The sequence below is a fragment of the Sphingomonas phyllosphaerae genome, from assembly GCF_036946485.1.
GTDB classification, from domain to species: Bacteria; Pseudomonadota; Alphaproteobacteria; order Sphingomonadales; family Sphingomonadaceae; genus Sphingomonas; species Sphingomonas phyllosphaerae_E.
This window is the reverse complement of the sequence record NZ_JAQIJA010000002.1, coordinates 133,729-159,644: the sequence shown is the minus strand read 5'-3', so window position 1 is coordinate 159,644 and position 25,916 is coordinate 133,729. Positions and strand designations below refer to the sequence as shown.

At 68.3% G+C, this 25,916-nt stretch carries 23 protein-coding genes; 10 read left to right on the top strand and 13 right to left on the bottom strand.

The annotated features are described in order from the left end of the window. Window positions 1–12 precede the first annotated feature (12 nt). The 8 genes from mprF to PGN16_RS06180 form a co-directional block, all read right to left on the bottom strand. On the bottom strand, window positions 13–2,583 hold the full coding sequence (gene mprF, locus PGN16_RS06215) for a bifunctional lysylphosphatidylglycerol flippase/synthetase MprF (RefSeq protein ID WP_335308547.1): 2,571 nt from the start codon (window positions 2,581–2,583) through the stop codon (window positions 13–15). Continuing rightward, window positions 2,576–2,977, bottom strand: coding sequence for a DUF2147 domain-containing protein (locus PGN16_RS06210; protein ID WP_335308546.1), 402 nt, complete (start codon window positions 2,975–2,977; stop codon window positions 2,576–2,578). Before PGN16_RS06210 ends, mprF begins: the two co-directional genes overlap by 8 nt. A 132-nt stretch (window positions 2,978–3,109) precedes the next feature. Further along, window positions 3,110–3,832 (bottom strand): AcvB/VirJ family lysyl-phosphatidylglycerol hydrolase, encoded by a 723-nt coding sequence (locus tag PGN16_RS06205; RefSeq protein WP_335308545.1) that lies wholly within the window; start codon window positions 3,830–3,832, stop codon window positions 3,110–3,112. 2 nt (window positions 3,833–3,834) lie between these two features. Further along, entirely contained in the window at window positions 3,835–4,218 is a 384-nt protein-coding gene (locus PGN16_RS06200) for a hypothetical protein (RefSeq protein WP_335308544.1), read from the bottom strand. Window positions 4,219–4,847: 629 nt separating this feature from the next. Beyond that, window positions 4,848–6,335 carry a Ppx/GppA family phosphatase gene (locus tag PGN16_RS06195; protein WP_335308543.1) on the bottom strand — a complete coding sequence of 496 codons (1,488 nt, stop codon included), beginning with the start codon at window positions 6,333–6,335 and terminating at the stop codon, window positions 4,848–4,850. Next, window positions 6,332–8,518 (bottom strand): RNA degradosome polyphosphate kinase, encoded by a 2,187-nt coding sequence (locus tag PGN16_RS06190; RefSeq protein ID WP_335308542.1) that lies wholly within the window; start codon window positions 8,516–8,518, stop codon window positions 6,332–6,334. Before PGN16_RS06190 ends, PGN16_RS06195 begins: the two co-directional genes overlap by 4 nt. Next, window positions 8,515–9,135, bottom strand: coding sequence for an HdaA/DnaA family protein (locus PGN16_RS06185; protein ID WP_335308541.1), 621 nt, complete (start codon window positions 9,133–9,135; stop codon window positions 8,515–8,517). Before PGN16_RS06185 ends, PGN16_RS06190 begins: the two co-directional genes overlap by 4 nt. Further along, window positions 9,132–10,361: a heavy-metal-associated domain-containing protein gene (locus PGN16_RS06180; RefSeq protein ID WP_335308540.1), complete on the bottom strand. Its 1,230-nt coding sequence runs from the start codon at window positions 10,359–10,361 to the stop codon at window positions 9,132–9,134. Before PGN16_RS06180 ends, PGN16_RS06185 begins: the two co-directional genes overlap by 4 nt. 61 nt (window positions 10,362–10,422) lie before the next feature. Here PGN16_RS06180 and purM point away from each other — a divergent pair, with 61 nt between their 5' ends. Genes purM through PGN16_RS06165 form a run of 3 tightly spaced genes read left to right on the top strand, consistent with a single transcriptional unit; the run spans window position 10,423 to window position 12,346 of the window. Then, window positions 10,423–11,514 (top strand): phosphoribosylformylglycinamidine cyclo-ligase, encoded by a 1,092-nt coding sequence (gene purM, locus PGN16_RS06175; RefSeq protein WP_335308539.1) that lies wholly within the window; start codon window positions 10,423–10,425, stop codon window positions 11,512–11,514. 50 nt (window positions 11,515–11,564) lie between these two features. Next, window positions 11,565–12,077, top strand: a complete 513-nt coding sequence (gene purN, locus PGN16_RS06170) for a phosphoribosylglycinamide formyltransferase (protein WP_443019590.1) — start codon at window positions 11,565–11,567, stop codon at window positions 12,075–12,077. Beyond that, on the top strand, window positions 12,074–12,346 hold the full coding sequence (locus tag PGN16_RS06165) for an MmcQ/YjbR family DNA-binding protein (RefSeq protein ID WP_335308537.1): 273 nt from the start codon (window positions 12,074–12,076) through the stop codon (window positions 12,344–12,346). Before purN ends, PGN16_RS06165 begins: the two co-directional genes overlap by 4 nt. A gap of 360 nt (window positions 12,347–12,706) precedes the next feature. Here the strand turns inward: PGN16_RS06165 and PGN16_RS06160 are convergent, their stop codons facing one another. The 3 genes from PGN16_RS06160 to PGN16_RS06150 all read right to left on the bottom strand — a co-directional run bounded on the left by PGN16_RS06160 (window position 12,707) and on the right by PGN16_RS06150 (window position 14,262). Then, on the bottom strand, window positions 12,707–13,039 hold the full coding sequence (locus PGN16_RS06160) for a PilZ domain-containing protein (RefSeq protein ID WP_335308536.1): 333 nt from the start codon (window positions 13,037–13,039) through the stop codon (window positions 12,707–12,709). A gap of 67 nt (window positions 13,040–13,106) precedes the next feature. After that, entirely contained in the window at window positions 13,107–13,574 is a 468-nt protein-coding gene (gene dksA, locus PGN16_RS06155) for an RNA polymerase-binding protein DksA (protein ID WP_335308535.1), read from the bottom strand. A 178-nt stretch (window positions 13,575–13,752) separates the two neighbouring features. Continuing rightward, a complete protein-coding gene (locus tag PGN16_RS06150; RefSeq protein WP_028965708.1) occupies window positions 13,753–14,262 on the bottom strand; it encodes a host attachment family protein in 510 nt (169 codons plus the stop codon). A gap of 95 nt (window positions 14,263–14,357) precedes the next feature. On the opposite strand from PGN16_RS06150, the gene serS reads away from it, so the two are divergent. The 5 genes from serS to PGN16_RS06125 all read left to right on the top strand — a co-directional run bounded on the left by serS (window position 14,358) and on the right by PGN16_RS06125 (window position 19,155). Continuing rightward, window positions 14,358–15,635 (top strand): serine--tRNA ligase, encoded by a 1,278-nt coding sequence (gene serS / locus PGN16_RS06145; RefSeq protein WP_335308534.1) that lies wholly within the window; start codon window positions 14,358–14,360, stop codon window positions 15,633–15,635. Further along, complete coding sequence (gene surE / locus PGN16_RS06140) at window positions 15,635–16,405, top strand: 5'/3'-nucleotidase SurE (protein WP_335308533.1); 771 nt, start codon at window positions 15,635–15,637, stop codon at window positions 16,403–16,405. The genes serS and surE overlap by 1 nt, the downstream gene beginning before the upstream one ends. Window positions 16,406–16,411: 6 nt before the next feature. After that, entirely contained in the window at window positions 16,412–17,527 is a 1,116-nt protein-coding gene (locus tag PGN16_RS06135; RefSeq protein WP_335308532.1) for a M23 family metallopeptidase, read from the top strand. 24 nt (window positions 17,528–17,551) lie between these two features. Further along, window positions 17,552–18,778, top strand: coding sequence for a tyrosine--tRNA ligase (tyrS, locus tag PGN16_RS06130; RefSeq protein WP_335308531.1), 1,227 nt, complete (start codon window positions 17,552–17,554; stop codon window positions 18,776–18,778). A gap of 65 nt (window positions 18,779–18,843) precedes the next feature. Next, window positions 18,844–19,155 (top strand): PilZ domain-containing protein, encoded by a 312-nt coding sequence (locus PGN16_RS06125; protein ID WP_335308530.1) that lies wholly within the window; start codon window positions 18,844–18,846, stop codon window positions 19,153–19,155. 49 nt (window positions 19,156–19,204) lie between these two features. Here the strand turns inward: PGN16_RS06125 and PGN16_RS06120 are convergent, their stop codons facing one another. Beyond that, on the bottom strand, window positions 19,205–19,642 hold the full coding sequence (locus PGN16_RS06120; protein WP_335308529.1) for a DMT family transporter: 438 nt from the start codon (window positions 19,640–19,642) through the stop codon (window positions 19,205–19,207). 229 nt (window positions 19,643–19,871) lie between these two features. Continuing rightward, window positions 19,872–21,926 (bottom strand): ATP-dependent DNA helicase RecG, encoded by a 2,055-nt coding sequence (gene recG / locus PGN16_RS06115; protein ID WP_335308528.1) that lies wholly within the window; start codon window positions 21,924–21,926, stop codon window positions 19,872–19,874. Between the two features lie 71 nt (window positions 21,927–21,997). Here recG and PGN16_RS06110 point away from each other — a divergent pair, with 71 nt between their 5' ends. Both PGN16_RS06110 and mfd read left to right on the top strand, forming a co-directional pair. Beyond that, window positions 21,998–22,273, top strand: a complete 276-nt coding sequence (locus PGN16_RS06110; protein ID WP_335308527.1) for an FAD assembly factor SdhE — start codon at window positions 21,998–22,000, stop codon at window positions 22,271–22,273. Window positions 22,274–22,410: 137 nt separating this feature from the next. After that, complete coding sequence (mfd, locus tag PGN16_RS06105; RefSeq protein ID WP_335308526.1) at window positions 22,411–25,866, top strand: transcription-repair coupling factor; 3,456 nt, start codon at window positions 22,411–22,413, stop codon at window positions 25,864–25,866. Window positions 25,867–25,916 lie beyond the last annotated feature (50 nt).

The window sequence follows — 25,916 nt, the reverse complement described above, 5'->3', positions numbered from 1 at the left end:
CGCCGCGGTCGCTTACGACCCGGCGGGCGTGTGTCCGATCAGGCGCGACAGGTCGCGAAGCGTGCGGATCATCGCGATCCCCTTCGGCCCGGCGATGTAGCGCGGCTCCCAGCGCGGAGCGAACTTCTCCTTGTAGCTGCGCAGGCCGCGAAAGCCGTAGAAGCGTTCGCCGTGGTGAAACACCAGCGATGCCGCGCGCGCCCAGGCCGGTGCCAGTCGCCGCCCCGTAATCCCCGAGAGCGGCGCGATCCCCAGCGAAAATCGCTGATAGCCACGATCCTTCGCCCATTGCAGGATGTTGACGAACAGGAAGTCCATCGTGCCGTGCGGCGCATCGTCGCGGTGCCGCATCAGATCGACTGACGCCTCGGCATGGTTCTCGGTCAGCCACAGATTGGCGAAGGCCGCGATCCGCTCACCCTCCATCACCAGCGCGACGTCGAAACGCTGCAGATAGTCGCGGCTGAAATGGCCGAGGCTGAAACTCTTCTCGGCATGGCCCTTGCTCGCCATCCATTCCGTCGAGATCGCCTCCAGTTCATCGAGCACGACCGGCACCGCCGCGGCGGGCACGATCCGAAACGTCAGCCCGCGTCGCGCCGCCGCACGCTCGGCCTTGCGCACCGAGCGCAGCCGCGGCGTATCGAGCGTGAATCCGGGCAGGTCGATGATCGCCTCCTCGCCATATTTGATGACGTGGAGCCCCATGCCGATCGCCAGCTCCAGCACCGGCCCGGTCACCTGGTACAGCATCAGCCGCCCCTGCGCCTGATCGGCCTTGTCGCGGATCCGCCACAGCAATTCGGGCCAGTCGTCGCGTAGCCCCACCGGATCGCCCATCACGATCCAGCTCGCGCCGCGCACCTGATACATCAGCATCGCGTCGCCGGACTCGGAGAACAGCAGCCGTTTGTCGTCGATCATCGCGAGCATCGCGTCGGTGCGGTCGGCAAGCGCGACCACATGGGCGAGCGCTTCCGGCGCAAAGGCGCGCGGCTCGGGCGCTGCCGGCGGCGACATCCATCGCCACACCAGCGCGACCAGCAGCGCGACCGTCGCCGCCAGCGTCGCGCGCAGGAAGCGCGGCGCGTCGCCCTTGAGCGCGAAATGCCACCAGAGATCGTCGTCGTAGGGCACGCGGCGATAGGCGAACAGCCCGATCCACACCGCCGCCGCCAGCACCACCAGCACCGCCGACAGCCACCCCGCCGACCAGCGGATCTGCGTCAGCGCGGTCCGGCGATAGAAGGCGCCACGCGTCCATTGCAGCATCGCCGCCAGCGTCAGGCAGGCGATCGCCTCTTCATAATCGATGCCCTTCGCCAGCGAAAACGCCGCGCCGGCAAGCAACAGCGCGCGCGTCGCGACGAACGCCCCGTCGAGCCGACGATACAGACCCGGCGCCAGCAGCAGCAGCCCGGTGCCGACCAGACTGGCTGCGATATGGCTCGCCTCGATGAACGGCAGCGGCACGATCGACGCCAGCGCGCCCATCCGCGCATGGAGCGACGGCAGCGACCCCGAGAGCAGCAGCATCGCCCCGCCCATGAAGGTCGCGGCGGTCAGCGCGAGTGGCGCGATTCCGTTGGCCACCGCGCGGCCGTCGCGCAGCAGCCGCGACGACAGCGGATGGTCGAGCAGATGCCGCCGCCGCAGCCCCTCGCGCCATGCCAGGATCGCGACCGCCACGGCGAGCGGCAGCAGATAATAGATGACGCGATAGGCGATCAGCGCCGCGAACGCGACCGAGCGGTCGCCCGGCAGCACCGCCAGCACCACTGCCTCGAACACACCGATCCCGCCCGGCACGTGTGCCAGCACCGCCGCGACGATCCCCAAGGCATAAGCGAGGATGAAGGCGGGCAGCAGCGACGGATCGGCGCCGTGCACCAGCACGAACAGCGCCGCCGCCGCGGTGCTGGTGTCGAGCACCGCCAGCCCGATCTGCGCCAGCGCCTGTCCGAAGCTGGGCAGCGGCACGCTCAGTCGCCACAGTCGCAGCGGTCCGCGCGCATTGCCGCACAGCATGATGACGGCTGCGATCAGCACCAGCACCGTCGCGGCGATGCCGTGCGACACCGCGGCGGGAATTGTGAACCCGGCCAGTTCGATGGGGCCGCTCCGCGCGAGCAACGCCATCGACGCGACCGTCACGACGCCGCTCCAGAAAGTCGCGCTGGCGATCCCGATCACGCGCGCGACATCGGGGCCGTCGAGGCCGGCGGCGGTATAGATGCGGTACCGCGCCGAGCCGCCGGTCAGCAACGAAAGCCCGAGATTGTGGCTCAACGTGTAGCTGGTGAACGAAGCCAGCGCCGCGACGCGCCATGGCAGCGGCCGCCCGATGATCCGCAACGCCAGCACGTCGTAGCCGGTCAGCGTCAGATAGCTCAGCGCCGTAAAGATCAGCGATGCCGCGATCTGCCACGGCGACAGCGCATGGAGCGCGGCGCGGACATGCGAGAAATGCAGTTCACGCGTCAGTTGCTGCATCGCGGCGAAGCCGAGCCCGATCAGCACCAGCACCATCACGAGCGACAACGCGGTCCGATGCCGCGCCAGCCACCCTTTCGCCTCAAGCATGGGGGACGTCCGCGATCCGATGCCATAGCTGCGACTTGCACAGCAGGCCGCCGAGGATGCAGCCCTTCACCTTCATCTCGTCCGGCCCGACCTGCTGGATGATCGAATAGAAACGCCGGTTCATGTCGGGAACGAAGACCGTGCCCGACCAGCTTCCCGGCTTTTCGGCGCGGTAATTCTCCAGCAGCGCGGTACCGATCAGCTTCGGCGTCCCCCCCTCGCGCGCGTCATTCTGCGCCTCCTGGTTCGCCCATACGATCCAGCCGCACAGCCGCTCGCCGCACGGCCCCGTGCGCACCGCGACGCTCTTATAGGGGTTCATCCACGTGCCATAGATCGTGGCGCTCGGCACAGGGGCTTGCGGTTGCGCCGCGGCGGGGATGGCCACGGCCATCGTCAAGGCGGCAAGAGCCGCGGCGAAGCGAGAAGCGAACATATCTGATCCCCTGTGATACGCCGACCCTAGGCCGCGGTGGATTGCCGGCACGTCGACGACGGCTGAATTATCCGTAATGAAGATGACGGCTCAGCGACCGTTGGCGATGGCGGCGCGCAGCGTCCGCGCGATCAGCGGCACGTCGTAATTCAGGAAATGCCCACCTGGCAGCGCGACCCGCCGCACGTTGGCGCCGGTGAGCAACGGGCACAGGCTGGCGGTCTCCCCCGCTCCCTGGATGCAGGTGACTGGCGTCCAGTCGAGCCGCTGCGCACTCGGGCCGGCCGGTGCGTCGGGCTTCCCGTCCAGCACCCCGCCGGGACTTGCCTTGAACAACAAGGTGTTGCCGGGCACCAGCAGGATCACCTGCCGGACCTGCGGCCGCAGGGAACGCGGCAACCGCGCCCCGCCGAATTGCAGCATGTCGGCGCCGAACGACTGCCCGACCAGCACGACGCGGGAGGTTCCGGGCATCCGCTCCGCCCGCGCCACCGCCGCTGCGACGATCGCCGCAGCCTCGTCGGGCGTCCGCCGGGTGCCGAACGCGGTCAGCGAATTGAACGCCAGAACGGGTAGCCCGTCCCGGTTCAACGCCGCGATCAGCCGCGGCCCCATGCCGGCGTTGGTCCCCATGTCGCCCGACAGGAACAGGATCCGCGTGCCGCGCATCGTCGCCGGTGCCGTGGCGGGCTGGTCGCGAAGGATCGGCCCGTCGAAATAGCCGAGATAGCCGACGAACCCCGCCACCAGCAGCGCCAAGCCGGTCGCCACACCCGCCATGATCGCCGGCCAGTTGCGTCGGTTCGTCGGCATGGTCAGGCACTCACGGCATAAGTGATCACGAAACACGCCGCGGTGAGCAGCAGCATCGCGATGATGAAGGTCGCATCGGCAACCTGCTCCAGCCGGTGGAGCCACGCGCGCCGCCGCGCCGCCGGCGTCCGCACCGCCAGATAGGAAGCCAGCATCGCGATCAGGAAGATGAGCGCATCGACGGCCAGCAGATCGTCCGCGAAACTCGCCCGCCGCCCCGACGCGATCCCGACGTGCAACAGCCCGATCCCGGTCAGGCAGACCCCGACCATCGCCGCAGCGATCGGGCAGATCAGCCGGCACACCCGTTCGTCCAGCGCCGATCGCGATCGTTCGCGATCGATGGCGGCGCGGTCGAAGCCGTCGGAGAAGGGCTGATCGCTCATATCGCGCTTCTGCCCGGCGCGCGTTCGCGATTGCCTGTCCGAAACATGAGCGATCGGTCATGTTCGCTGCGGATTTAGCACCTTAGCCGCGAAGCCGGAGCGCTATTACGACGCCGTGAAGCGCGATGCCCTCGATCCAGTCCGTCATTGCGAGCGGAGCGAAGCAATCCAGGGGCGGACCAGGGCAGATCGACATTCATGACGGTGTCCTCTTGCCCTCGCCCCTGGACAGGGGAGAGGGATGGCGGAGCTTGCTGGCTAGCGCAGCTTGGGTGAGGGGTTGAGCGAGCCAAAGGCTCGCGCGCTCGCTTGCGCGAGCGCCACCCCTCACCCAGCCCCGACTAAGACTTTGCTGCGCAAAGCCTAAGTCTGCGCAACCCTCTCCCCTCTGCGAGGGGCGAGGGCAGGCAACCATGAATGTCGATCGCCCCTGGGAAACCATGGATTGCTTCGCTCCCCTCGCAATCACGAAGCACACCCGGGCGACGTGGGAGCTCTGGTGGCGAACGCCAGCGCCCAAGTGAGAGACATCAATGATGCAGATGGCACGCAGTCGCGGCGGCCGCCTCACCTGGCTCCGATCACCCGGAGAACGGCAGATCAAATGCCAGCGCCTCTCTCCGCATGCGTCACGCCAATTCGGCCTGCATCCCCATCATCGTCGCCAGCGCGCGGTGCCGCTTCTGCACCGTCTCGCCATATAGCGCCGGGTCGCCCGGTTCGAGGCGCAAGACCCCGCCTGCCGCGCTGACCGCCGCCCGCGTCAGCGGCGCGGCCAGGCCGCCGCTCAGCCGCTGGCCCAGCCGGATCGCCAGTCCCCATTGCACCGCGCGGCGCAGCCCTGCCTCACCCGCGAGCGCCACCAGCGGCTCGGGGTTGTTGGTCGCGCCGCCCAATGCGGTCCACAGCGCCTGCGCCACCATCGCCCGCCCGCGCGCGTCGATCGCGACCCAATTGCCGTGCAGCGCGATGTCCATCCCGCGCTCGGCACGGAAATCCGGGTTGGCGCGCCAACCGACATCGGCAAGGTGACATGCCGCGATCCGAAGCCGCGCATCTGCGGGGGCATCGTCGCCGAACAACGGCGCGATCCAGCGGTCGAGCAGATCGCCGTGTTCGGGGAACCGCCCGCTCCGCCGGCCCTCGTCGCGCGTCGCCACGATCAACGGGTCGGCCGCCCGCTCCGCCTCGGACAGCCGCTCATAGAGCAGGCCCTCGCGCAGCCCGTAGGCGGAGACGATCGTGCCGCTGCTCCGCAGGTGTTTCAGCATCGCCGCCAGCAGCGCCGCGGCGTCCGATAGGGTCGGGATGCGACCCGACGACAATCCGGGAACGTCCTTCAGCCGGGCCTTGCCGACATGCGCCAGCGTCCGGCGAAGCCGCGCCACCGTCTCGCCCGACATCGCATATTGGTGGATCACCGGCAGCGGATAGCGGGTCGCCTCCATGTCGAGCCGGGCCAGCGCCCGCCACGAACCACCGACCAGGTAAAAAGGCAGTCCCTTTCCGCTCCCGAGCCACTCGCTTTCGTCCAGAAGGGCGCGAACCTGACGATCGAGCCGCCCGTTCTCGCGCAAAGCGGCGATCCGCAGTACCCCCAGCGGGAACGATGCGCGCCGCAGCAATTCACCGCGGCGCACCCGCACCAGCTCCAGACTGCCCCCGCCCAGGTCACCGACGATCCCATCGGCGTTGGGAATGCCCGAAAGCACGCCGTAACCCGCCGCCTCGGCTTCCTTTTCCCCGGGCAGGATCTCGACATCGAGCCCCGCGGCCTTCGCCACCGCGATCAGATCGGCCCCGTTTCGCGCATCGCGCACCGCCGCCGTCGCCACCGTGCGCAGCACCGCCACGTCCATTTCGCGCGCCAGCGCGGCGAAACGATGCAACGCGGTGTGCGCCAATGCCATCGCCTGTTCGTCGATCGCCCCGCTCTCGGCAAGGCTACGCCCCAGTCCCGCCAGCACTTTTTCGTTGAACAGGATCGCCGGAAGCCGCGGCGGTCCTTGATAGACGACCAGCCGGATCGAGTTGGAACCGATGTCGATAATCGCGGTCCGCGGCTCTTCGACCGGAACAACATTCGGCGCGTCGACCACGCGCTTCGGCCACCTCAACGCTTGCGCCTCAGCGACAACACCGGCACCTCGTCTCCATCCAGAGCGGCGCCGCGCCCGGACAAGGACGGATTGACCATGAAATAACGATGGAGATTGAACGGCTTCTCGCCCGGCGTGTCGCGGACGTAACTGCCATCGGCCTCCAGCTCCCAGCTCTGCTCATTGTCGATCAGATTGGCGACCATCACCTGATCCAGCACCTGATCGTGCACCGTCTCGTTCTCCAGCGGCAGCAGATACTCGACGCGACGATCGAAGTTGCGGGGCATCCAGTCCGCGGACGAGATGTACACCACCGCGCCATCGTTCGGCAGCGGCGCGCCATTGCCGAACGCTGCGATCCGGCTGTGTTCGAGGAAGCGACCGACCACCGACTTTACCCGGATATTTTCCGACATGCCCGGCACCTTCGGCCGCAGGCAGCAGATCCCACGCACGACCAGATCGATCTCGACCCCCGCGCAACTCGCCTCGTAGAGCTTTTCGATGATGATCGGATCGACCAGCGAGTTCATCTTCGCCCAGATCGACCCCGACCGGCCCGCCCGCACATGCTCGATCTCGGCATCGATGCACGACAGCAGGCGGTCGCGCAGCGAGCGCGGGCTGAGCACCACCGTCTCCAGGTCCGACGGCTCGACATAGCCGGTGATGTAGTTGAACATCCGCGCGGCATCGCGCCCGATCCGAGGATCGGCCGTGAAGAAGCTGAGATCCGTATAGATCTTCGCGGTGATCGGATGGTAATTCCCGGTGCCGAAGTGGCAGTAGGTGCGAAATTTGCCGTTCTCGCGACGCACGACCATCGCGACCTTGGCGTGGGTCTTCCAGTCGATGAAACCATAGACGACCTGAACGCCGGCACGCTCCAGCGCACTGGCCCACTGCAGGTTCTGCTCCTCATCGAAGCGCGCCTTCAATTCCACGACCGCCGTCACCGACTTTCCCGCCTCGGCCGCGGCGATCAGCGCGCTGATGACGGCCGATTGTTTGCCCGCGCGATAGAGCGTCTGCTTGATCGCGACGACGTCCGGATCGTTCGCCGCCTGCTTGAGGAAGGCCAGCACGACGTCGAACGTCTCGTACGGGTGATGGACAATGATGTCCTTGCTTCGGATGGCTGCGAAGCAATCGCCGCCAAACTCGCGAATTCGTTCAGGAAAACGCGGCGTGAACGGCACGAACTTCAGGTCTGGTCGATCCTCGTCCGCCAACAGCGACAGGTCGCCGATCCCCAAGAAGGAGCCCGTTTCGGTCACGATCGTATCGCCCGCGCCCAGTTCCTCGCGCAGCACCTGTGCAAGGCCCTCGGGCATCCCGGTTTCCAGCTCGAGCCGGATCACACGTCCGCGGCGGCGGCGCTTGATCGCGTTGGCGAAGTAGCGGACCAGATCCTCCGCCTCTTCCTCGATCTCGATATCGCTGTCGCGCAGGACGCGAAACTCGGCCGCTCCCAGCACGTCGTAGCCGGGAAAAAGCAGATGTGAGAAACGCTTGAGGATCGACTCTACCGCCACGTAAGAAGCGCGATCGCTCCCCGGCAAGCGGACGAAGCGCGGCATGGCAGCCGGCAACATCACCAGTTCGCGGATCGGCTCCGCATCCGAGCGCCGCACCAGATCGAACATCACCGCCATGCCCTTGTTCGGCATGAACGGAAACGGATGCGCGGGATCGAGCGCCTGCGGCGTGATGACCGGGAACAATTGCTCCTGAAAATAGGTGTCGAGCCAGGTTCGCTGCTCGGCATCGAGCGTATCGAGCGAGCGACTGCCGAGCACCGAGATGCCCGCCGCATCCATGTCACGGCGAATGTCCCGCCACACCGCCTGCTGGCTGGCCATCAGCGCGTCCGCCTGCTCGACGATCGCGGCAAGCTGTTGCCCCGGCGTCAGCCCGTCGGCCGAGCGCGCCTCGACATCCTGAAGCTGTTGCCCCTTGAGGCCCGCCACGCGAACCATGAAGAACTCGTCGAGGTTTCCACCGGAAATCGCGAGAAAGCGAAGCCTTTCCAGCAACGGGTGCGCGGAATTGCACGCTTCTTCCAGCACGCGTCGGTTGAATGCGAGCCACGATTGCTCGCGATTGAAATAGCGATCGCCATCGCGCTCGACGAACGGATCATCCAGATCGAGCGCCGCTTCGGCATCCTTACGCGCGATACTCACGGGCCGTGTCATGATGGGCAGTCGCTCCGGTTCCTTGCCGCTTTGTCCAGGTCGAGGGTTTCGCGCGCCAACGGAATCGTCAGCCGGCGGCGCCCCGCCAGCGCGGCACGATCGAGCCTATCGATCGTGTCCATGACGGCGGTGTGACTACGCTCGGTCCGCGCGGTCAGCCATGTGATCAGATCGGCGCGCGCGTCGAGGTGGCGTCGGGCAAAGCCGCGCTCGAACAGCGCCGCCATCAACGTGTCCTCCGGCGCGCCGATCGCGGCTGCCGGGCTCGCCGCCAGTCGCGAGCGGAGGTCGGGCAAGGCGATCTGCCACTCTGGCGGCAGCCCCGCGGCGATCAGCAGCAGCGGCCGCCGCTCTTCCTGCGCGCGGTTCCACGCATGGAACAGCGCCTCTTCGGAAACGCCGTCGGCATCGTCGATCACTGATCCACCGGAGCGTGCGGCGAAAATCCGCCCCAGCAACGATCGTCCCGATTTCGGTGGTCCCGCGAGCACGGCCGCGCGAACCGGCCACGTCGCCCAATGTTCGAGCATCCGCACCGCGCGCGCGTTCGACTCGACAACCAGAAACTCGCCCTGCTCCTCCGCCGGCCAGCCGAGCGGCAGCGCGATCTGGTTCATGTCGCCGCCCCCGTTCGCGGGCTGGGGCTCGGCGTCGGCGTCGCGCGCCGGATCCGCAAGGTGGTGCCATTGCCAATGACTTGCCAGCCACGAGCCTCCAACGCCGCGCGCAAGGCCTCGGTGGTGCCGGCGTAGCTGACGTTCATCGACGAAACGCCGCCCAGCGCAAGGCTGGTGGTCGCGGCACTGGTCACGCCGGGCACGCTACGCAACGCCGATTCCGCGCCCGTCACCGCCCCGACATCCGGCGTATCGTATTGAATCGTCACCGCCAGAGCCGCTGGAGCCAGCGTCGGATCATCGGCGAGCAGGTCGGCGACTTCCTCGGGCGGTGTTTCGGTGACCGGCATGATCGGGTTGAGCCCGGGATCAAGACCGAGATACCCCTCCCGCAGCGCGCGCTGGTAGACACCGTCCAGACGCTTCACCCCCTCATCGAGCAGCGCTGGCACGCCTGCGGTGGTGCCGACGCGGAGCGAGAAGCGCTGCAAAACACGATGGTCGGGACCATAGCGCGCCTCGAAAACGCCGATTACCGGACCGCCGGGCCACTGTCGGTACAGTCGAACGGTCGGCATCAACACGTCGCTGGCGCCATATTGATCGATCAGCGTGCGCCACCAGCCACGATCCGGGCGCTGCGTCTGCCCGACATCGAGCAACAGCGAGTCGGGCCCGGTGCCGGTCGGACGGACATAATCGATCGCGCTGCTGCCGGTGCGGAAGCGCGCCCACGCCTCCTGCCACAAGGTGCGCTGCTCGAAGACGGTGCCGACGCCGGTCGACCATTGCACCGGCACCACCAGGAAGGGCGAGGACCGCGACACCGCGGCCGATACGCCGAGCAGACCTGCGGTGCGGCCGCGGTCGAACAGCACGCCCAACCGCGCGACATAGCGGTTGGGGCCGATCTGCTCGTTCTCGACGACGATGCTCGATACGATCGAGTCGAGCGTGCCGTCGGGCAGCGTCCCCGCGCCTGCCCCCATCCGCTGCGACAGCAAGGTGTAGGCCTTACGCTGCGCCTCGCGCCAGCCTGCCAGCCGTGCGGCATCGGCATTGGGGCCGGACACGTCGACGCGAATACCGGCGACCTCGAAATCGTTCGAGCTATCGACCGCCGCCACGCCCCGGTCACCGCCCTCGATCTGCGCCAGCACGCCACGCGTGCCGAGCGCGGCGGCAAGGGCGGTCAGGACCAGGGCGATCGGAAGACGATGGCGCATCGGGACGCCTTTTGGCGAAGCAGGCGTGGAAATCCAAGCGCGATATGGCTAGTCGACAGTGATGAGCAACGAAGCCTACACTTACGAGAGCGCCGGCGTGTCGATCGCTGCCGGCAACGCGCTGGTCCGCGCGATTGCGCCGCTGGCCCGCGCCACCCGCCGTCCCGGCGCCGACGCCGATCTGGGCGGGTTCGGCGGGTTCTTCGATCTCAAGGCGGCGGGGTTCAGCGACCCGCTGCTGGTGGCGGCGAACGACGGGGTCGGCACGAAGCTGAAGCTGGCGATCGAATGGGATCGTCACGCCGGCGTCGGGATCGATCTGGTCGCGATGTGTGCGAACGATCTGATCGTGCAGGGCGCCGAGCCGTTGTTCTTCCTCGATTATTACGCGACCGGGCAGCTCGACAATGCAGTCGCCGAGAGCGTCGTCGCCTCGATCGCGGAGGGCTGCCGGATCGCGGGCTGCGCGCTGATCGGCGGCGAGACCGCCGAGATGCCGGGCATGTATGCGCCAGGCGATTACGATCTCGCCGGCTTCTGCGTCGGCGCGGTCGAGCGCGGTGACGTACTGACCGGCGCGACGATCGGCGCGGGCGACGTGATCCTCGGCCTCGCTTCCTCGGGCGTGCATTCCAACGGCTTCTCGCTCGTCCGGAGGCTGGCCGCCGACAAGGGCTGGAAGCTCGACCGCCCGGCCTTGTTCGATTCGGACCGGTTGCTGATCGACACGCTGATGGCGCCGACCCGCATCTATGTCGCCAGCCTGTTGCCGCTACTGCGGGCGCACAAGATCAAGGGGCTGGCACATATCACGGGCGGTGGGCTGCTCGAAAACATCCCGCGCGTGCTGCCGCGCGACGCGCACGCCCATATCGATGCCGATGCCTGGGAGCAGCCGCGCTTGATGGCGTTCCTCCAGGCGCAAGGCGCGATCGAGCCCGAGGAAATGGCGCGGACCTTCAACTGCGGGATCGGCATGGCGGTGGTCGTCGCCGCCGATCAGGCCGACGCCGTGGCCGAGGCGCTGCGCGCCGCGGGCGAGACGGTCCACACGATCGGGCGGGTCGAAGCGGGCGCGCGCGGGTGCACCGTCTCGGGCAGCACCGAGACGTGGAGCGCGCGCGCCGACTGGACGGCGACGCACCACCAATGAGCACGTCGCCAGCCAGGGTCGCGGTGCTGATCTCAGGCCGTGGATCCAACATGCAGGCATTGGCCGGCGAGCAGGGCGACGCCTATCGCATCGTGCTGGTCGCCTCCGACCGGCCCGACGCGGCCGGGCTGGCCTGGGCGCGCGAGCAAGGCCTGACGACCTTCGCGCTTCCCCCCAAGGGGATCGGCAAGGCCGCTTACGAGGAAGCGCTCGACGCCGCCCTGCGCGATGCCGGCGCCGAGTGGATCGCGCTGGCCGGCTATATGCGGCTGTTGTCGGACGCATTCGTCGCGCGGTGGCGCGGGCGGATCATCAACATCCATCCGTCGTTGCTGCCCAAGTACAAGGGGCTCGACACCCACGCGCGCGCGATCGCCGCAGGCGATGCGGCAGGCGGCTGCACCGTCCATGTCGTGACCGAGGAGCTGGACGGCGGCGAAGTGCTCGGCCGCGCGGAAGTGCCGATCCTTGCCGACGAGACGCCCGAGAGCCTGGCGGCGCGCGTACTGGTCGAGGAACATCGGCTGTATCCCGCCGTGTTGAAGGAGTTTGTTCGCTCATGATCGTGCTGGAACAGGTCCGCGCCATCGCGCTGCTGCTGCCCGAAGCGGAGGAGCATGCGACCGAGGGCGGCGCCGGCTTCTATGTCGACGGAAAGCCGTTCGCGACCGTTTCGGGCGAGATGCCGCCGGTGGTGCGGGTGCGCGACGCTTCGGGCGAGACTCCCATCACGCTGGACGCCGATGTCGACTGGACCTTGGTCGAGGATCGGATCGCGCGAAGCTGGGAGCTGACCGCGCCACGTCGCCTCTTGGAGGCCGGCGGGCGCTGATCTTGACGGCTGAAGCGGCGGAGAAGACCCGCGCCGCCGCCTTCGTCGTCATCGCGGCAACAGGGACTTCTGCCTAAGAGCGAACCTAGGGCCGATCGACATTCATGATGGTGTCCTCTTGCCCTCGCCCCTGGACAGGGGAGAGGGATAGCGGAGCTTGCCAGCTTGCCAGCTTGCCAGCTTGCTGGCTAGCGCAGCTTGGGTGAGGGGTTGAGCGAGCCAAAGGCTCGCGCGCTCGCTTGCGCGAGCGCCACCCCTCACCCAGCTCCGACTAAGACTTTGCTGCGCAAAGCCTAAGCCTGCGCAACCCTCTCCCCTTTGCAAGGGGCGAGGGCAGGCAACCATGAACGTCGATCGCCCCTAGTGCGCCGCGCCGCTGGCATCGTGAACGATCGCGACGTCGATCGGATGATCGAAGGCGATCCCGGTGCGGCCCTCGGTCTGCCAGACGACCCGTCCCGCAACCCAGCCAAGCCCGTCCAGCTTGATCTCGACCGCGCTGTCGGGTGGCAGCGGATGCGGCAGTTCGGCCATCAGCCCGCCGGTCGACACGTTGCGGATACGCACGAGAAATCCCGCATCCTCGGCAAGGACACGCATCCGAGCCGATAAATGGATCTCGCCACGCCCGCGCTCATCGGGCTGGCCCGCGGCCTTCTGGTCGTCAACCAAGCTGTGTCTCGACTGCCCCATGTAACCCGCCCGCTCGTTTGAGCCGGACGGTTGCGTCAAAATGATTGATGAAAGATTAAGATCCACATCAATCGTCGCGCGACACCTTCTCGGCCCGCTCGTGCCGCTCCTGCGCCTCGACCGTCATCGTCGCGATCGGGCGCGCCTCCAGCCGGCCCAGGCTGATCGGTTCGCCGGTGACTTCGCAATAGCCATATTCGCCGTCGTCGATCCGGCGCAGCGCGGCATCGATTTTGGAGATCAGCTTGCGCTGCCGGTCGCGGGTACGCAGTTCGAGCGACCAGTCCGCCTCGCTCGACGCGCGATCGTTCAGATCGGCTTCACGCAACGAGTCGACCTGTAGCTGCGACAGCGTACCCTGCGCCTCACGCCGGATCGCCTCTTTCCAGGCCAGCAGCTTGTGGCGGAAATACGCCTGTTGGCGCGGATTCATGAATGGTTCGTCCGCGCTGGGGCGGTAACCATCCGGCATTGGGCTGGAGAGCGCCTCCGGCTCGTCAAACGCGTCTTCGACCTGACTCATCACCGTCGCCATGACCTTCTCCCGCCCACGTGAAGGATGTCGTCAGCATCTCTGCACGCCCCTTTGGGCGCGCCTATAATCGTCTGACCGATCCTCCACAAGCGAACAGGATGGTCGTAATCGATACGATATGTCGCAACGCTGAACACTTGAGGTCGGCGGGCGGGGCGCGCCCGCCGACACACGGCGATCAGGCGGAGAGCAGCGCCTTCTCGATGTCGGGAATCGGATGCCCGGTCAGGTCCTTGTCCAGCTCGCCGGTCAGTCGCGCGCTCACCTCCTTGTGATAATGTTTGCGCAGCTCGCCCAGCGTGCGCGGGGGCGCGATCACGATCAGCGATTCGAAATCGTTCGACAGCGCGCGACGCTTCAGCAAGTCGGCGGCGTCGGCGGCGAAGCGATCTTCCTCCAGCTGATGAAAGTCGGTCTGTTCGAAGCTGCCGCGCGAGGGCGCGAATTGCGCGCCGCCGCCCTGCGCATGGCCCGAACCGCCCTGCGCGGCATTGGGCGCCCCGGCCCCGCTCTGCGTCGAAGAGGCACCGCCCGCGGCGTCGGTCGCCTGATCGCGCGTGGCGGGATTGGCGCGCTCCTCGGCGTGTTCGACCTGCAAGTTTGGGTAATCGGCATCGCCCTCGTTGCGCAGGAACAGCAGCTTGCGGCCATCGGCGACCAGGACGACCGAATTGTGGGGGACCTGCATGGACGTTTCTCCTTCTGCTCGTTGCGTCACGGGCGAAGAACGCCGCGCGCGCGGCGCGGGTTGCCTCGGGCCATGTGCGGGGTCATAGCGCGGCCATGCACGACATCCGCCTGATCCGCGACGATCCCGCCGCTTTCGATGCCGCCATGGCCAAGCGTGGCCTGCCCGCCAGCGCCGAAACGCTCGTGTCGCTCGACCGCCGCCGCCGCGAGGCCGCGACCGAGGCGCAGACCGCGCAGGCGCGCCGCAACGAGGCGTCGAAGGCGATCGGCGCGGCCAAGGCGAAGAAGGACGAGGACACCGCCGCCGCGCTGATGGCGGAGGTGGCGACGCTCAAGGAACGGCTGCCGCAGCTCGAAGCCGAGGAGGCGGAGACAGGCAACGCGCTCGACGAGGCGCTGGCCGCTTTGCCCAACGTCCCGGCCGCCGATGTGCCGGAAGGCGCGGACGAGGACGACAACCAGCTCGTCCACGAACGCGGGCAGCGGCCGGCGTTCGCCTTCACCCCGCGCGAGCATGACGCGATCGGCCCGGCGCTGGGGCTGGACTTCGAAACCGGCGCGGCGATCGCGGGCGCGCGCTTCACGCTGGTGCGCGGCGATGCGGCGCGGCTGCAACGCGCGCTCGGGCAGTTCATGCTCGACCGGCTGACCCGCGAGCACGGCTATGAGGAGGTCGCGCCGCCGCTGCTGGTCCGCGACGAGGCGGTGTTCGGGACCGGGCAATTGCCCAAGTTCGCCGAGGATCTGTTCCGCACCACCGACGGGCGCTGGCTGATCCCCACCGCCGAGGTGTCGCTCACCAATATCGTGCGCGAGAAGATTCTCAGCCACGACGTCCTGCCGCTGCGTTTCGCGGCGCTGACGCCGTGCTTCCGTTCCGAGGCGGGCGCGGCCGGGCGCGACACGCGCGGCTATATCCGCCAGCACCAGTTCGACAAGGTCGAGATGGTGTCGATCGTCGCCCCCGAAGCGAGCGAGGACGAGCATGAGCGGATGACCGCCTGTGCCGAGGGCGTGCTCGATGCCTTGGGGCTCGCCTATCGCCGCATGAAATTGTGCACCGGCGACATGGGGTTCACCGCGGCGCGCACCTACGATCTGGAGGTGTGGCTGCCCGGCCAGCAGCGCTATCGCGAGATTTCGAGCTGCTCGACCTGCACGGATTTCCAGGCGCGGCGGATGAACGCGCGCTATCGGCCCGAAGGCGAGAAGACGACGCGGTTCGTCCACACCCTCAACGGCTCGGGACTGGCGGTCGGGCGGACGCTGGTCGCAGTGCTGGAGAATTACCAGCGCGAGGACGGGACGGTGGCGGTGCCCGAGGTGCTGCGGCCGTATCTCGGCGGACTCGAATTGCTGGGCGCACGCTGATGCGAATTCTGCTCTCGAACGACGACGGCTATCACGCGCCGGGGCTTGCGGTGCTGGAGAAGATCGCCGCGCAGCTCTCCGACGACGTCTGGGTCTGCGCGCCGGCCTCCGAGCAATCCGGCACCGGCCGCTCGCTGACGCTGACGCGGCCGCTGCGGGTCAAGCAGTTCGGGGAAAAGCGCTTCGCCGTCGGGGGCACGCCCACCGATGCGGTGATGTACGCACTGGCGGAGGTGCTGCGCGACGGCCCGCCCGACCTGATCCTGTCCGGCGTCAACCGCGGCGGCAACATCGCCGAGGACGTGATGTATTCGGGCACCGTCTCGGCGGCGATGGAGGGCGCGCTGGCCGGCGTCCGCTTGGTCGCGCTCAGCCAGCGCTACGGCCGCCGCGAGCCGGGCGAGGACGTGTCGTTCGCCGCCGCGGAGGCATGGGGCGCGCGCGTGCTGCGGCCGTTGCTCGATCATGACTGGACGCCGCGCTCGGTAATCAACATCAACTTCCCCGAACCCGAGGCAGGCGCGGTAAAGGGCGTGCGCGTCGTGCCGCAGGGCCTGCGCGATTACGGCCGTGTGCGGTTCGACCGGCGCACCGATCCGCGCGGCTTCGACTATCACTGGCTGTCGATGGGGCGGGCCACGCCGGCCGCCGACGATGGCAGCGATCTAACGACGATCACGCAGGGCTGGATCACGGTAACGCCGCTCCAGCTCGACCTGACGTTGCACGACTCGCTCGCGGCGCTCGGCGACGCCTTCGCCGGGGTGTAGCGCGGCTTGACGCGGCGAGCGGCGAGGTCGGCGGCGCTGCTGCTGGTGCTGGCGGGATGTATCCCCGCCGCCGACCCGCGCCTCGCTCCGCCTGCGGCCGCCCCGGTGCCCGCCGCCGACCTGCCTTCCGAGCCGCCGCCCGAGTCCGAGCCCCAGTCGACGGTCGAGGCACCGCACCCGGTCCGTCCGTCCCGCCCGACCCGCCGTCCGCCGGTCGAGCAACTCGCCGCACCGCGACCGGCGTGGGAAGCAGCGCCGGTCACGCCCGATGCGCGGCTGGTCCGCACGCAGGACGTGGTCGTCCGCCCGGGCGACACGCTGAGCGCGATCGCCGAGCGAACCGGCGCGTCGATCGCCGCTATCGCACGCCGCAACACACTGTCGCCGCCCTATTCCCTTCGCGCCGGGCAACGACTGGTAATCCCCGGCGGCCGCTATCACCGCGTCGATCCCGGCCAGACCGGCATCGGCATCGCCCGCGCCTATGGTGTCCCGTGGAGCGAGGTGGTCGCCGCCAACGATCTGCGCGAGCCGTTCGTGCTGGTGACCGGCCAGCGCGTACTGATCCCCTCGCCACCCGCCTCCGCTGCTGCGCGCGCCGCCGCGTTCACGCTCGACGTCGACACGATCCTTACCGGCGGCGAGCCGGCGGTGGCGAGCGGACGCGCGCCGGTGCGCCCGGTGAAGGGCGCGACCAAGGTTCCGGCCGCCACGGTCCCCGTCGCCCCGCCGAGCACCGCACCGGGGCGCTTCAGCTGGCCGCTGACCGGACAGATCGTCCGCCGCTTCGGCGTCGGGCGCAGCGGCGAGCGCTTCGACGGGATCGAGATCGCGGTGCCGTCGGGCACGGAAGTGAAGGCAGCGGCGGCGGGCACCGTCGCTTATGCCGGCGACGGCATCGCCGCATTGGGCGGGCTCGTCATCATCAAGCACGGCGAAAACTGGACGTCGATCTACGGCCACGCCGGCAAGCTGCTGGTGCGGCGCGGACAGGCGGTGACGCGCGGGCAGGTGATCGCACTGAGCGGCGCGACCGGCTTCGCCGACCAGCCCGAGCTGCATTTCGAGCTGCGCCGCGGCCGATCCCCCGTCGATCCGGTGACGCAATTGCCGCGCCGCTGACGCGCGTGTAACGACGCCAGCGCTATGACCGAATATCAGTCCGACCTGCTCCGCACGCTGACCGCGCGCGGCTACATCCACCAGATGACCGACGCCGCCGCGCTCGACGCGCTGGCTGCCAAGCAGGTCGTGCCCGGCTATATCGGCTTCGACCCGACCGCGCCGTCGCTACACGTCGGCAGCCTGGTGCAGATCATGCTGCTGCGTCGGCTGCAACAGGCCGGGCACAAGCCGGTCGTGCTGATGGGCGGCGGCACCGGCAAGATCGGCGACCCGAGCTTCAAGGACGAGGCGCGCAAGCTCAACAGCGATGAGGTGATCGCCGCCAATGTCGCGGGCATCAAGCGCATCTTCGACCGCTTCCTGACCTTCGGCGACGGCCCGAGCGACGCGGTGATGCTCGACAATGCCGAATGGCTCGACAAACTGGAGTACATCCCGTTCCTGCGCGAGGTCGGGCAGCATTTCAGCGTCAACCGGATGCTCAGCTTCGACTCGGTCAAGCTGCGGCTGGATCGCGAGCAGTCGCTGTCGTTCCTCGAATTCAACTACATGATCCTGCAAGGCTACGACTTCCGCGAGCTGGCGCGGCGCGCGGGCGTGCGGCTCCAGATGGGCGGCAGCGACCAATGGGGCAATATCGTCAACGGCGTCGAGCTGGCGCGGCGGATGGACGGCACCGAAGTGTTCGGCGTGACCACCCCGCTGCTCACCACCGCCTCGGGCGAGAAGATGGGCAAGACCGTCGCAGGCGCGGTGTGGCTCCACGAGGACCAGCTGCCGCATTTCGATTACTGGCAGTTCTGGCGCAACACCGACGACCGCGATGTCGGGCGCTTCCTGCGGCTGTTCACCGACCTTTCGCTCGACGAGATCGCGCGGCTGGAGGCGCTGGACGGCGCGGAGATCAACGAGGCCAAGAAGGTGCTCGCCAATGAGGCGACCGCGATGTGCCGCGGGCGTGCCGCCGCCGAGGACGCGGCGGAGACAGCGCGCAAGACCTTCGAGGAAGGCGCGAGCGGTGCGGGGCTGCCGTCGATGGTCGCACCGGGTGCGACGCCGCTGGTCGACGTGCTCGTGACGCTCGGCTTCGCCGCCTCGAAGGGGGAGGCACGCCGGCTCATCAAGGGCGGCGGCGCGCGGATCGACGGCGAGAAGGTCGCCGACGAAGCAGCGGTAGTGACCGTGGCCGGAGCACCGGTGCGCATCTCCGCGGGCAAGAAGCACCACGGGATGGTGAACCCCGCTTAACGTCTTTGCTCACTCCACGTTAACTCCGGTCAAGCAACAAGGCGGAGTTAGCGTAGGAGGACGACATGGCCGTACGACCGGCGACGATAGCGTATGAGGACCGCGTCGAGCCGCGCGACGAGACGCTGCATCGTACGCGGCTAATCGTCGCGGGCGGCGAATCGCGGCTGGTGACGATCGTCAACGTTTCGCCCAACGGCTTCATGGCGCGCAGCGACGAGGCGTTCGCGGTCGGCGATGCCGTGACGGTCACGCTCCCGGTCGCCGGCAGCTTCACCGCCGAGGTGCGCTGGGCGCTCGGCGGGCGGATCGGGTGCAAGCTGGCGCAGGAAGTGCCGCCGGCCCTATATCAATTCGTGCTCGCGGCGATGCGGTAACCACCCGTCATTGCGAGCGCAGCGAAGCAATGACGAGGGGTGCGCGACGTCACCCCCGCCGGAACACCACCACACCGATCAGCACCAGCACGATGCCGGCCAGCTTGGTCACCGTCACCGGCTGTTGCGGCAGTTGCAACAACCCGAAATGGTCGAGCGTCAGCGCCGCGACCAACTGGCTCGCGATCGCGATGCTGAGCGCCGCCGCGATCCCAAGCCGCGGCGCGGCGAAGGCAAGCGCCGCGACGAACGCCGCGCCATAAAGTCCGCCCAGCCACGCCCACCACGGCGCGCCCTTCAGCGCCGATAGCGGGGTGCGGTCAAACGCCCAGACGATCAGCAACGTCGCCGTCCCCACGGTGAACGACACCAGCGCCGCCAGCCAGACCGAGCCGGACACGCGTGCCAAGGCGGCATTGGTCGGCGGCTGGATTGCAAGCCCCAGCCCTGCGAGCACGACGATGACGATCGGTATCAGACCGGGCAAAGTGACAATCTCCTTGGGCACCTTCGCTAAGCTCGCTTAACCCCCACACCGTTCGTGCTGAGCTTGTCGAAGCACGTGCCCGGTCGCACGCCCTTCGACAAGCTCAGGGCGAACGGCGCTTAGTGCACCGGACCGGAATTCATTATCGTCATTGCGAGCGTAGCGAAGCAATCCAGTGCCGGACCAGTAACGCCCTGCATTGCTTCGCTACGCTCGCAATGACGTCCACTCACCCGGACCGCAGCAGCGCCACGCCCGCGTCGCGCTCGAACAGATAGAGCGCGATCCGCGCCGCCTGCCCGCGCGGACCGTTCAAACCGCCGTCACGATCGATCAGCAACCGCGCATCGTCGGTCGCAGCGGGCAGCAGTTCCGACAGTAACTCCGGGGTGGCAAGCCGGAACATCGCCTCCCCCGATTGCCGGGTGCCGAGCAACTCGCCTGCGCCGCGCAGCCGCAAATCCTCTTCGGCGATGCGAAACCCGTCATTGGTCTCGCGCATCAGCGCCAGCCGCGCGCGCGCGGTCTCGCTCAGCGATCCGCCGCGCAGCAACAGGCACACCGATCGCCTGCCGCCGCGCCCGACCCGACCGCGCAGCTGGTGGAGCTGCGCGAGCCCGAAGCGATCGGCATGTTCGATGACGATCAGCGTCGCGTTCGGCACGTCGACCCCGACCTCGATCACCGTCGTCGCGACCAGCACGCCGATCTCGCCGGCCGAGAAGCGCGCCATCACCGCGTCCTTCTCCGCACCTTTCATCCGCCCGTGCACCAAGCCGACGCGGTCACCAAAGCGGCTCGCCAGCGCGGCGGCGCGCGCCTCGGCGGCTTGCAGGTCGCTCGTCTCGCTTTCCTCGACCAGCGGGCAGACCCAATACGCCTGCTTGCCCTCCGACAGATGTCGGCCGAGCGCATTGACGACCTCGTCGACGCGTTCCTCGGACAGCACGCGCGTCTCGATCGGTTCGCGACCCGGCGGCATCTCGTCGAGCCGGCTCTGGTCCATCTCGCCGTGCAGCGCGAGCGTCAGCGTGCGCGGGATCGGGGTGGCGGTCATCGCCAGCAGATGCGGCGGGGTGCGGCCCTTGGCCTGCAACAACATCCGCTCCGCCACGCCGAAGCGATGCTGTTCGTCGACCACCACCAGCCCGAGGTCGCGATAGCTGACCGCCTCCTGAAAGATCGCGTGCGTGCCGACGAGGATGTGGATCGACCCGTCTGCCAGCCCCATCAACGTCGCCTCGCGCGCGCGGCCCTTGTCGCGCCCGGTCAGCACCGCAATCTCGACCGGCAGGCCGGCCAGCGTTCGCCGCAGCGTCTCATAATGCTGGCGCGCGAGGATTTCGGTCGGGGCAAGCATCGCCGCCTGCGCACCGGCCTCAACCGCGATCAGCAGCGCCATCGCCGCGACCAAGGTCTTGCCCGAGCCGACATCGCCTTGCAGCAGCCGCAGCATCGGCGCGCTCTGCGCGAGGTCGCCCTCGATCTCACGGACGCTGCGCGCCTGCGCGCCGGTGAGCTGATACGGCAGCCGCAACAGGTCGCGCAGCCGCCCGTCGCCCTGCAACGCCCGCCCCCGCCGCTTGCGCGTATCGGCGCGGACGATCGACAGCGCGAGCTGGTTGGCGAACACCTCGTCATAGGCGAGCCGCGCGCGCGCCACCGCATCGGCGGGATCGGTGTGGAGCCGCGTCATCGCCTCGCGCCACGCCGGCCAGTCGCGCTGCGCCTTGAGGCTCGGCTCGATCCACTCGGGCAGATCGGGCGCGCGCGCCAGCGCCTGCTCGACCAGCGCGCCGAGCCGGCGGGAGGTCATCCCTTCGGTCAGCGGATAGATCGCCTCGCGCTCGCGGAAGTCGCCGTCCTCGCCGCCGACTTCCGGGTGGATGATCTGGAGATCCTGCCCGTATTGATCGAGCCGTCCCGACACACGGCGCGGCTCGTTCAGCGGCAGCAACTTGCGCACCCGCCCCGAACCGCCGCCGAAGAACACCAGCGCCACCATATTGCCGTGCGCGTCGCGCGCGACGACCCGCGTCGGGGCACGCGGGCTGCTGCTGGTGCGATAATCGGTCGGGGTCAGCGTGATCGCGATCGTCCGCCCGACATCGCTCTGCATCAGCTCGTCGCGCGGCCAGCGGTCGACCCAGCCCGAGGGGACATGGAACAACAGGTCGAGCACGCGCGCGATTCCCAGCCGGTCGAGCGGCTTGGCGAGCGCGGGACCGACGCCCTTCAGCGCCTCGACCTCGGCGAACAACGGATTGAGGATATCGGGTCGCATGACTATCTGGTGCCGTACCCTGCCCCGACGGTCGCCGCCAGCGCCCGCCGGTCGTTTTGCATTGGAACGTCATGGACCACGACATCCGCCTGAAACGCCTGCGCTTCCGCGCCTGGCATCGTGGCACCCGCGAGGCCGATCTGATGATCGGCGGTTTCTTCGACGCGCATGGCGCGACATGGAACGCCGAGCAGCTCGACTGGTTCGAGCGGCTGCTGGAAGAACAGGACGTCGACATTATGGGCTGGGCGATCGGCTCGCTGCCCTGCCCGGCGGAATGGGAGGGCGAGATGATGCAGACGATGCGGCGCGTCGACTTCGTGACGGTGCTCGACACGGGGATGTAGCCACGACCTGCCCCCTCTCCCCTCCGGGGAGAGGGCTGGGGTGAGGGGCCGGGGTCTCACCGAGACCGACACTCTCTGCGAGGCCCCTCCCCCTCACCCAACCCTCTCCCCAAGGGGAGAGGGCTAGAAGAAGAACCATGCCCGACCTCTCCACGATCCTCAAAGCCACCGTCCCGCTCACGCTCTCGGGCGTTCCCGGCGGCTTCCTCCCCGCGCTGCTCGCCGACCTCGCGCGCGCCGCGCCGCGTCGCGCGGTGTTCGTCGCCGCCGACGAGGCGCAGATGCGCAGCATCGCCGCGACCGCGCCCTTCTTCGCGCCCGAGCTGGAAGTCGTGCAGCTCCCGGCCTGGGACTGCCTTCCCTACGACCGCGCCTCGCCGACGCTGCGCGTCATGGCGGAACGGATCGGCGCGCTGCACCGCCTGCAGCAGAAGCCGGCCGGGCCACAGCTCGTGCTCACCACCGTCAACGCGCTGACCCAGCGGACACTGACCCCGTTCCGCATCCGCCAGCTGGTTGCCGAGCTGAAGCCCGGCGCACGCATCGACCGAGACGCGCTCGGCGCATTGTTGCAGGCAAACGGCTATGTCCGCACCGACACCGTCCACGACGCGGGTGAATATGCCGTCCGCGGCGGGATCGTCGATCTGTTCCCGAGCGGCGAGGAACAGGCGCTCCGCCTCGACTTCTTCGGCGACGAGATCGAGAGCGTCCGCACCTTCGACCCCGGCGACCAGCGCACCACCGGACGGCTCGACGGCTTCGTGCTGCTCCCCGCGTCCGAGGCGCTGCTCGACGACGACAGCGTCAAGCGCTTCCGCACCCGCTATCGCGAGAAGTTCGGCGCCACCGCGACCGGCGACCCGCTCTATCAGGCGGTCAGCGAAGGCCGGCGGCTGGCCGGGATGGAGCATTGGCTCCCGCTGTTCGAGGAGAAGCTGGCGACGCTCTGGGACCATCTCGGCGACGACGCCGTGGTGGTGCGCGACGCGGGCACCCCGGCGGCGGTCGAGGGGCGGCTCGACGCGATCGCCGATTATTACGAGAACCGGAAGCGCGCCGAGGCGGCCGAGCCCGGCAGCTATCGCGCGCTGCCCGCCAAGACGCTCTACCTCGACGAAGAGGAATGGCGCGCCGAGGTCGCCGGGATGCCCGCGCATCTGGTCACGCCGTTCCACGAACCCGAATCCTCGACCGTCCTAGACTTCCAGGTCGACGGCCCGCGCGATTTCGCGCCGGAGCGCGCCAATCAGGCCAATGTCTATGAGGCGGTGGTCGCGCATGTCGCGCGGCTGAAGAAGGACGGGCGCAAGCCGATCCTCGCCAGCTATTCGGTCGGCGCACGCGACCGGCTCAAGAACCTGCTCGACGATCACGGACTGATCGGGGCGCGGCTGGCCGAGACGTGGCAGGATGCGCTGGGCGCCGCCGATCGCGGCGTCGCGCTCACGGTGGTGGGGCTCGATCATGGCTTCACCGCCCCCGATGTCGCGGTCTTGACCGAGCAGGACATGCTCGGCGACCGGCTGATCCGCCGCGCCAAGCGCCGCAAGTCCGCCGACGCCTTCCTCGCCGAACTAGCGACGCTGTCGCCGGGCGATCTGGTCGTCCACACCGACCACGGCATCGGCCGCTATGTCGGGCTGACGCAGGTGCCGGTCGCCAAGGCCCCGCACGATTGCGTCGCGCTCGAATATGCCGGGGGCGACAAGCTCTACATTCCGGTCGAAAATCTCGAAGTCCTCTCGCGCTACGGCTCGTCGGAGGAAGGCGCGAGCCTCGACCGGCTCGGTGGCGAGGCGTGGCAGCGCCGCAAGTCGAAGATGAAGGAGCGCATCCGCGAGATCGCGGGCACGCTGATCGCGGTCGCCGCCGAGCGCGCGCTGCGCCCCGGCGAGGTCGCCGAGCCTGATGCGAGCGGCTATCCGGCCTTCGTCGATCGCTTCCCCTATGAGGAAACCGACGATCAGGAGCGCGCGATCTCGGACGTGCTCGGCGATCTGGCGGCGGGCAAACCGATGGACCGGCTGATCGTCGGCGACGTCGGCTTCGGCAAGACCGAGGTCGCACTACGCGCCGCCTTCGTCGCGGCGATGGCCGGGATGCAGGTCGCGGTGGTCTGCCCGACCACCCTGCTCGCGCGTCAGCATTACCAGAATTTCTGCGCGCGCTTCGACGGCTTCCCGGTCGAGATCGGTCGCCTGTCGCGGCTCGTGACCGCCAGCGAGGCGAAGAAGGTCAAGGACGGGATTGCGAACGGCACGATCGACATCGTCATCGGCACCCACGCGCTGCTCGCCAAGAACGTCGACTTCAAGCGGCTCGGCCTCGTGATCGTCGACGAGGAACAAAGGTTCGGCGTCACCCACAAGGAGCGGCTCAAGACGCTGCGCGCCGACGTGCACATGCTGACGCTGACCGCCACGCCGATCCCGCGCACGCTGCAGATGGCGATGGGCGGCCTGCGGGAATTGTCGGTGATTCAGACCCCGCCGGTCGATCGGCTTGCGGTGCGCACTTATGTGATGCCGTGGGACCCGGTCGTGCTGCGCGAGGCGTTGCTGCGCGAACATTATCGCGGCGGGCAGAGCTTCCTCGTCACCCCGCGCATCGCCGACCTGCCCGACATCGAGGATTACCTCCGCCGCGAGGTGCCCGAGATCCGCTATGTCGTCGCGCACGGCCAGATGGCACCGACCGAGGTCGAGGAACGCATGTCGGCGTTCTACGACAAGAAGTTCGAGGTGCTGGTCTCGACCACGATCATCGAGAGCGGGATCGACATTCCCTCCGCCAATACGATGATCGTCAACCGCGCCGATCGCTTCGGGCTTGCGCAGCTCTACCAGCTCCGCGGTCGCGTCGGCCGGTCGAAGACTCGCGCCTATGCCTATATGGTCGCCCCGCCCGAGCGGCAGATGACCGAGGCGGCGGAAAAGCGGCTGAAGGTGCTGAGCGATCTCGATACGCTGGGCGCCGGCTTCCAGCTCGCCAGCCACGATCTCGACATTCGTGGCGCGGGCAATCTGCTCGGCGACGAGCAATCGGGGCATATCAAGGAGGTCGGCTACGAACTCTACCAGTCGATGCTGGAAGAGGCGATCCTCGAGGCCAAGGCCGGCGGGCTGCGCGAGCGTCAGCGCGACTTCTCGCCGCAGATCAGCGTCGACGCGCCGATCCTGATCCCCGAGGATTACGTCCCCGATCTCGACCTGCGGATGGGCCTGTATCGCCGCCTCAACGAAGTCGACGAGGTGCAGGGGCTCAACGCCTTCGCCGCCGAGATGATCGACCGCTTCGGCCCGTTGCCCGAAGCGACCGACAATCTGGTAAAGATCATGGAGATCAAGCTCAACGCCAAGAAGGCGTGCGTCGCCAAGCTCGACGTCGGGCCGAAGGGTGCGCTGGTCGCGTTCCACGACGATCGCCCGCCGAACATCGCCGGGCTGCTCGCCTATGTCGACAAGCTGGGCGGCATCGCCAAGCTGCGTCCGGACAGCAAACTGGCGCTGACCCGCGTCTGGGCCGATCCGAAAGCGCGACTGCACGGCGCGCTGCAATTGTCGAAGGGGCTGGCGAAGGCGGCGGGCTAATCTACTTCTCGTCACCCCGGACTTGATCCGGGGTCCCGCTTACCCACGGC